A 659-nucleotide genomic window follows, 5' to 3' on the forward strand; every position below is an offset into this window, starting at 1 on the left:
CCGGGTCAAAGGTTCATATCACCTCGCCGGCGCTTTTCGCAGATTAGCACGTCCTTCATCGCCTCTGACTGCCAGGGCATCCACCGTGTACGCTTAGTCGCTTAACCTCACAACCCGAAGATGTTTCTTTCGATTCATCACCGACTTGCGAAAATTTGAGAGACTCGAACACACCATTTAAGATGTGTCGTTTCAATTTTCAGCTTGATCCAGATTTTTAAAGAGCAAAACTTCGCAGTGCACCTTTTCAGGTTCACTCTGAAGTTTTCTTGTGTTCGCAGTAAAAGATGGTGGAGCTATGCGGGATCGAACCGCAGACCTCCTGCGTGCAAAGCAGGCGCTCTCCCAGCTGAGCTATAGCCCCATCGTGTGTAATCTCTGTACCGCTCATCCTTTAAAAGGAGTTTGGTAGGCCTGAGTGGACTTGAACCACCGACCTCACCCTTATCAGGGGTGCGCTCTAACCACCTGAGCTACAAGCCTGCAGAGATTTTTACTGCTGTTTTTCATCAGACAATCTGTGTGAGCACTACAAAGGCAGGTTCTTTAAGGTAAGGAGGTGATCCAACCGCAGGTTCCCCTACGGTTACCTTGTTACGACTTCACCCCAGTCATGAATCACAAAGTGGTAAGCGCCCTCCCGAAGGTTAAGCTACCTA

At 49.2% G+C, this 659-nt stretch carries 2 tRNA genes and 2 rRNA genes; all 4 read right to left on the reverse strand.

Annotation, left to right across the window (positions count from 1 at the left end):
* Nucleotides 1-107 (reverse strand): 23S ribosomal RNA (locus P346_RS0122095); the annotation flags it as partial.
* A 181-nt stretch (nt 108-288) separates the two neighbouring features.
* Nucleotides 289-364: transfer RNA gene (locus P346_RS00015), tRNA-Ala, on the reverse strand.
* A gap of 42 nt (nt 365-406) precedes the next feature.
* Nucleotides 407-483 (reverse strand) — tRNA-Ile (locus P346_RS00010).
* A gap of 69 nt (nt 484-552) precedes the next feature.
* Nucleotides 553-659, reverse strand: a 16S ribosomal RNA gene (locus tag P346_RS0122100); the annotation flags it as partial.

It is taken from the genome of Enterobacter sp. DC1 (assembly GCF_000568075.1).
Taxonomy (GTDB): domain Bacteria; phylum Pseudomonadota; class Gammaproteobacteria; order Enterobacterales; family Enterobacteriaceae; genus Enterobacter; species Enterobacter asburiae.